This is a genomic window from Candidatus Egerieousia sp., from assembly GCF_056211015.1.
Genome location: NZ_JBAELF010000110.1, coordinates 1 through 7678 on the forward strand (window position 1 = coordinate 1; position 7678 = coordinate 7678).

The following is a 7678-nucleotide window of genomic DNA, read 5'->3' on the forward strand; positions in this document are numbered from 1 at the left end:
AAGAAACATATCAGGAGAAAGCCGCTCTATTTCTAAATTATGTGCTGACGACAACACTGTCGGAAAGGGGTAGGGATGTGGACAAGCGACCTTCGCTACCAAAACTGCCCAAAAATCAGTCATAGGGTGAAACACAGCGTCGGAATTAGGCTTGAACATCAGCTTCATAAAGGGCCAGGAAATTGAAGTTAAGAACTGCTGGCATTTCTACACAAATGGCAATGAAATAGATGCCATCTTCTACAGCGAAGAGGATTTCCGCAATGGTATGAACAGAATTTACAACGTAATTCAAAATTACGATGTTACAATTCTTGCATTTGCCTTGATGGACACGCACGTTCATTTCATTCTTCATGGTCAATTTGATGAATGTAACAGGTTCATGCACGAATACATAAGAAGGACTTCCTTGCATATCTCCAATGTACACGGTGAAAAGAAAAAACTTACGGACATTGGAATCAGCCACCAGCCCATAAACACCGCAAGATACTTGAAGACAGCAATCTGCTACGTGCTGAAAAATGCTCCGGTAGGAGGATTACATTTCAATGCATACGATTATCCATGGTCAAGTGCAGCTCTTCTGTTCCGCAATAGCAATTATTGGACTGCACCCAAGTGGACAGCTACTGCCGGCATGCACCACGATGTTGGGACTCATTCAAAAGTGAGTGCCGATGATTCAATAAATGGGAAAAGGTTCAATGGATTTGGGGCTCGTTCGCAAAGGACGACATTACGGACACGCAAAACGAGAAGCGACTCTCCAATTATGCTTGGAGAATTGGTCTTTCCGGGTGAATATGTTGCGTTTGAGATTGTTGAGCAGTTATTCAGGACACACAAAAGCTTCAATTATTTCATGTGCATTTCAAAAGAATCTGACATTGAATCGCAAGAAGGCATTGTTTCACATCTGTCAATTCCTATTCAGGAAATGAGACAGCACAAAAACGAACTTTGCCAGCAGATCTTCAATAGAAAAGATATTCGGAGTCTTGATACAGAACAAAGAATCCGCTTGGCAAAAATCATGAAATCACGCTTTAATAGTTCCTCAAAACAAATTGCAAGACTCTGTGGCCTGCTATATTCGGAGGTAAAGGATATGTTTTGATTTCTTATTAACTGGTTTGGTATTCCCGAAACCTGACATACTCACCCATTCAATACTTTATGCTGAACCAACTATCACCGTCCAGACCTGTTGCCATACGTAATGATTACTTTGTGCCTGAACCGAAAATCACCGTCCACGCTGATGGGCCTTGAATGGCCTTGTGAGGCGGATTGGCGTGGAGGTTGAGGCAAAATTGCCTCATCGTCCACGCGTACCCTTGTCAGAGTGTGGTGTGCTGCATTCAGGTGTGGAAGGTGATTTTTGGTTTAGGAGGGGAATTGCTTTTTTGTTTAGGAAGGGACTCGCTTCTTGTGTCAGGAAAGGAATCGCTTTTTGGGTATGAGGGTAATCGTTTCCTGGGTCAGGAGGGGAATCGCTTGTTGGGTATAAAACTGTGATAAAATGCACGAAAATTGCCGGTAAGGTCTGCATTTGAAACAATCTGCTTCAAATCAGAAGAACTTGAGTTCAGCCGTTAGGATTTCTGATTTGTAAGTCTTAACTTTGGTCCTAATGTTTTGACTATCAAATTATCATTTTCCGATATGAAACGTTTTGTGATTCTGGCATCAGCAGTATGCGCTTTTGTATTTACGGCGCATGCTCAGGATGAAGTTCCTCATTTCAAGGAACCTGCTCCAATCATCAAGGAACTGGCAATGTCCAGCCCTGTTCCTTCAAAGTTCTACAATCCGCAGTACAGCAAGGCTGTTCTTGCAAGTCGCAAATGCCGTGCGGTGCCATTGGCTGAACTGGCCGGCCCCGAGGAAAGGATTGGCGGAGAGAGATTCAACCCTGTGAATTTCAGTGCAAGCAGGGTCATACCTTTTGAAAGAATTGAAATAATGAACCTCACGAACGGCCAGGTAATCGAAGTGGCTGGTCTCCCGGAAGAAGCCAGAATCGATGCCATCACCTGGTCACCTTCCGGCAGGTATTTCGCTTTCACCCACTCGGGCGATAGTGAAGTCAGCATTTACAGAGTTGACGCTGCTGCAACCAGACCTGAGGCAGTGAAGATTTCTTCCAGAAAGGTCAACTCCACGCTCGGAAGACCGTTCGCTTTCCTGGATGACGATCATATTCTCTACAAATCCGTTCCAGACGGCATAGGACAGAAACCTGAGAGAGGCATGTCAAAATGGCCTGTAGTGCAGGAGAATCTCAAGGGAAAGAAATCGATACGTACATATCAGGACCTGTTGTCAAGCCCGTACGACGAGCAGATGTATGATTACTGCACAGGCAGCGTGCTCGCAGTGGAGGGCCCTGAAGGCTGCAGGCTCATTGGAGAGAAGGCCATTTATCGCAGTTACAGGACATCACCTGACGGCAAGTACATTATGGTCACAACAGAGCACCGTCCTTATTCATACATACAGACACACAACAGCTTCCCAAGCAAGCAGTATATCATTGACCTCGATGGCAAGCTTGTGAAGATGCTCAACGATGGAACCAAAAAGGAAGACAGCGGCAAGGACAAGAAGGATAAGAAGTCCAAGGGACCGAAACCTTCAGGCTTCGAGTGGAGGGCTGACCAGCCTGCAACTCTGCTGTGGAGAGAGGTGTCAACACCTGAGAAGGAGAAAGTTGCCAAGGACTCAAGCGCTTCAAAGGATTCAGTTAAGGTAAAGGAACCATCGGCAGTGAAAAAGGAAAAGAAGGAAAAACCTGAGTACAAATATACGAATATGGTATATCAGTGCCAGGCTCCTTTCAATTTCGAGACTGACAAACAGATAGTTCTTTCAGCGGAGTACAGGATTTCCGGTCCTATCCTCTGGTCCGGCGAAAAGCTTGCTTTCTTCACGGAGAGCTCTTCAAAGGAGAAGTTCGGCAGACTCTCAAGCTTTGTTCCTTGTGATACGATGGCAGGACACAAGGTGCTGGTTTCATATAGCACCGAAGTTGACACTCTTGGCAATTTCCCTGTTTACGGACTGCCGTACATGGTTCGTAATGCATACGGCAGAGACATTGTCTGGACAGATTCAAAGGCCAGCTATATATATATGAAGGGCAATGACAGACCTGACGACGATGGCTTCAAGACCAGTTTCATTGACAAGCTTTCACTGAAGGACGGCAAGACAAGCAATATCTGGACATCGGGCTCAGCAATGCTTGAGAAGGTAGTTGGCATCACCAATTTCAAGAATCTTGCATTCCTGGAAACAAAGGAGGATTTCACAACTGTTCCTGACATCTGGGAAACATCAATCAAGGGCAGAAAAATAAGTTCAAGGCAGATAAGCCATTTTGAGAATCCTGTTCCGCAGATAAAGGAGCTTGTCACAAGACAGTATGTGAGCTACACCAGGAAAGACGGGCTCAAATGTTACGCCAATCTGTATCTGCCGGCAGGCTACGACAAGGAAAAGGACGGCAAGCTCCCAGTGTTCATGTGGACATATCCATACGAATACAAATGCTTTGCAGAGTGCGAGAAGGACAGGACAGCCAGCAACAATTTCGTAAAGCCAACCTACGGTTCGGCAATGATATGGGCAGCTCAGGGTTACGCGGTTCTTGACGGTTTCACAATGGCAATCATTGCAGAGCACAAGGATTCGCTTCCAAACAACCGCTTCCTGCCTCAGATGATAATGAGCGCCGAGGCTGCAGTTGATTTCGTTTGCGATTCAACCGGTATCGGTGACAGAAACAGGATTGGTGTTGGCGGACACTCGTACGGTGCGTATATGACAGCCAACCTGCTCAACCATACACGTCTGTTCAAGGCAGGAATCGCACGCAGCGGCGGTTACAACCGTTCCCTCACTCCTTTCGGTTTCCAGCACGAGAGAAGAAGCTACTGGGAGGCTCAGGAAATGTATAACAAGATGTCGCCGTTCAACTACGCCCATCAGATGAAGGATGCAATGCTTCTCATACACGGTCAGATGGACGCCAATATGGGAACCTTTCCTGTCCAGAGCCAGAGGCTTTACGACGCATACGTTTACAACGGCTGCACCGTAAGGTATCTGCAGATGCCATACGAGAGCCACAGCTACTACGGCATTGAAACAACGCTTGACATGCTTTACGAAACAGGTGCATGGCTTGACAAATACGTGAAGAACGCCAAGCCTGAAAAGAAGGCTCAGAAAGCTGAGGAATAATACTTGAAAGTTGATATGAAAAAACCGGCCAGAATTTTCTGACCGGTTTTTATTATGTGTGGCTGTTGCCACGGATGTTTGGCTTCTGGTACTAAAGTAGTCCGCGTCCTGCGAGCATTGCCTTTGAATCAGGCTCGCGTCCAGTGAATGATTTGTAAAGAACCATAGGCTCCTCGCTGCCTCCTTTCTCAAGGAAGGTCTCCTTGAACTGCTTTGCAAGCTCGAGATTGAAAGGACCGTTCTCGGAAGCTGTGAATACGCTGAAAGCGTCCTTGTCAAGAACCTCTGCCCAGAGATATCCGTAGTAACCTGCATCGTAACCGCTTGAGAAAATGTGGTTGAAGTAGGTTGTGCGGTAACGGTACTCAATCTGTGGGTTGAGACCTATCTGGGTGCGGACACTGTTCTCGAATTCGTCTATGAACTGTGCAGGGTTCTCAAGCGCGCCTGCAGGAATGTCGGTGAGCTCATGCCATTTCATATCAAGTGCTGATGCGGCTGCAAGCTCGGTTGTCATGAAGCCCTGGTTGAATTTGAGGGCTGCATTTATCTTTTCAACCAGTTCTGCAGGAATGACCTCACCGTTCTCGTTCATTGCATACTGGGCCAGAAGTTCAGGCTGGAATGCCCAGTTCTCGTTGAACTGGCTGAACATTTCAACGAAATCACGCTTTACGCTGGTTCCGCTGATGCTGCGGTAATGGCATTTTGTGAGAAGTCCGTGGAGAGCGTGGCCGAATTCGTGGAATACGGTCTGAACATCATCAACTCCAAGATACTCAGGAAGATTGCCTACATTAACTATGATAGGACGGATATCCTGACCATCGGCAGTGTAGTACTGGTCACGTATATTGTTCATCCAGGCGCCGCCTCTCTTGCTTGACCTTGGGTGGTAGTCTGTTGTGAAGATGCCTACGAGGCTTCCGTCCTCGGCTGTAATCTTGTAGGTGGTTACGCACTCAGGATTGTATGAAGGCACATTCTCAATCTTCTCGGCATTGATTCCGTAGAGGGTCTTTGCTGCAATGAAGATGCCCTTGACAACATTGTCAATCTTGAAATATGGATTGATAACGGAATCATCCAGGTCATATTTCGCCTTGCGGACCTTCTCTGCGTAATACCACCAGTCCCACTGCTCTATCTTGCTGCCTGCTGCAAGCTTGCCTGCCTTTATGTCCTCATCCATGATGGCCTGCATGTCCTTGATCTCCTCAACAGCCTTCACTTCGGATGCCTTGAGAATGCCCTCGAGGAAAGAATCAACGGTTGCTGCATCGTGAGCCATCTTTGCTGCAAGAATGTATTCGGCCCAGTTTGGATAGCCAAGGATTGCTGCCTTGCGCTGGCGGAGCTGGAGAATCTCGAGAATGAGCTTGCCGTTGTCATATTCGTTGCCGTTGTGGCCGCATATTCTGTACGCCTGGTTGTACTGCCTGCGGAGTTCTCTGTCTTCTGTGGTTGTCATCATCTGGACATATTCGGAAGTGCTGAAACCGAATTTTTCCTTGAAGGCGTTGTTCTCGGCAAGAATGTTGTTGCCAACTTTCTGAATCTTTGAAGCCATCTCTGTGTTGAGGGTCCTCAATTCTGCCTGAGCTTCCTCTGAAAGGCCTATGCCTTCCCTTTCGAATGACTCGAAATGATTCTTGAGAACCATCTGCTGCTCGCGTGTGAGATTGCTCTGGTCCGCATTGTATATTGCAGCTATCCTTTCGTAGAGAGCCTTGTTGAAGGATATGTTGTTCTCGTGCTCGGTTATCATTGGAATAGCAAGCTCCTGAATGGAATCAAGCTCGGGAGTCTGGTCCGTTTCGCTGATATTGTACAGAACGCCGCCAACACGGGCAAGAATTGAACCTGAAAGCTCAAGAGGAGCTATGGTGTTCTCGAATGTAGGAGCTTCAGGGTTGTCGGTGATGGCTTTTATTTCAGCGTCCTGCTGCTCTATGCCGGCCTGGATAGCCGGTATGTAGTCATCATAGGAGATTTGGTCGAACTGAGGAATCCCGTAAGGAGTGTCCCACTCCCCCAGGAAAGGATTGCTTTCCTTCTGTGTACAGGCTGTCATTGTAAAGATGGTTGCTGCCAGAATTAATAGTGCGCGTTTCATTTTTAAGCTTATTTTTTGAAATAGATTTTCATAGCTTTCCTTATTCTTGGTGCAAGAATGAAGAGGGTTATCATTGTAGGGAATGCCATAAGGGCGTAGGCAAGGTCAATCAGACCTACTGCAGTCTTCAAAGGAATGATTGCTGCAACAACTATCATTGCCAGGAAGAATATATTGTAGTATTTGCCGTATTTCGCTCCGAACAGATAGCTGGTTGATTTAACTCCGTAATAGGAGTATGAGAACATTGTTGAGAATGCAAATATGAAGACGATTATCATAAGCAGCATGCTCCCGTATCCCGGTATTGAACTTTCGAAAGAGGTGAGGGCGAGTTCCAGACCCTTTATGTTCTCCGCTCCAACCTGATATTCTCCGCTTATGAGGACAGCGAGTGCTGTTAGAGTGCATACAAGACCGCTGTCAAGTGAAGGACCTATCATTGCAACAAGACCTTCACGTACAGGCTCCTTGTTCTTTGACGCACCGTGCATCATGCTCGCCGTACCTACACCTGCCTCATTCACCAGTGCGGCTCTTCTGGCACCTATCAGGGCAACGCCCAGGAAAGCGCCGAACCCCGCCTTGAGAGAGAAAGCTCCTGCGAATATGTCGGCAAACACTCTTGGAACAACTGAAAGATGAGTGAGAATGATCCACATTACAAGGAGGAAATACATTCCAACCATAAGAGGAACAAGCTTGGAGGATATCTTGGCTATTCTTCCAATGCCGCCAAGAACAACTATTGACACTATTGCGCAGATGCTCAAACCTATGATACCCCTGAGCAGAGGAGTGTTCTCGATTCCCGCAGGGGTTGTGAAAACAGTTGTGATGGCTTCTGTGAGCTGATTGGCCTGCATTATGGAAAGTGTTCCTATGAGGCAGAAAACAGAGAAGAACACTGCCATAGGTTTCCATTTGATGCCCAGTCCCTGCTCTATCATATACATAGGGCCTCCCTGAACCTCTCCGTTGGAGTCCTTTCCCTTGAACATGATTGTTGCGGAACCTTCGAAGAATTTTGTTGCCATTCCAACGATGGCGCTCACCCACATCCAGAAAATTGCTCCGGGACCGCCCATTGTGATTGCAATGGCCACACCTGCAATGTTGCCCATTCCGATGGTTGCTGCAATGGCGCTTGTGAGAGCTTCAAAGGAACTGATCTGTCCCGGTGCGTCATCCTTGTTCTTCAATGCCTTGATTGCCGATCCGAATCTTCTGAAAGGAACGAATCCGGAATAAACGAGGAAGAAGAGTCCTCCGCCTATCAGCAGAATGAAAAGCGGGTATCCGCAAACG

Annotated in this window: 4 protein-coding genes; 2 read left to right on the forward strand and 2 right to left on the reverse strand. The window is 47.0% G+C overall.

The window, feature by feature from the left end:
• Positions 1–151: 151 nt before the first annotated feature.
• Both AC06L3_RS07575 and AC06L3_RS07580 read left to right on the forward strand, forming a co-directional pair.
• Complete coding sequence (locus tag AC06L3_RS07575; protein WP_475670012.1) at positions 152–1123, forward strand: transposase; 972 nt, start codon at positions 152–154, stop codon at positions 1121–1123.
• A 548-nt stretch (positions 1124–1671) separates the two neighbouring features.
• The gene (locus AC06L3_RS07580) at positions 1672–4254 is read left to right on the forward strand and encodes an alpha/beta hydrolase family protein (protein WP_475670013.1); all 2583 of its coding nucleotides are present in this window, start codon (positions 1672–1674) and stop codon (positions 4252–4254) included.
• Between the two features lie 91 nt (positions 4255–4345).
• On the opposite strand, the gene AC06L3_RS07585 is transcribed toward AC06L3_RS07580, so the two are convergent.
• A complete protein-coding gene (locus AC06L3_RS07585; RefSeq protein ID WP_475670014.1) occupies positions 4346–6370 on the reverse strand; it encodes a M3 family metallopeptidase in 2025 nt (674 codons plus the stop codon).
• Between the two features lie 8 nt (positions 6371–6378).
• A partial coding sequence (locus tag AC06L3_RS07590; protein WP_475670015.1) for an alanine/glycine:cation symporter family protein occupies positions 6379–7678 on the reverse strand: 1300 nt, incomplete at its 5' end.

Excerpts from the sequence above, each read along its gene's own strand:
- AC06L3_RS07580 (WP_475670013.1), top strand. The coding sequence starts at position 1,672 with ATGAAACGTTTTGTGATTCTGGCATCAGCAGTATGCGCTTTTGTATTT.
- AC06L3_RS07585 (WP_475670014.1), bottom strand. The coding sequence starts at position 6,370 with ATGAAACGCGCACTATTAATTCTGGCAGCAACCATCTTTACAATGACA.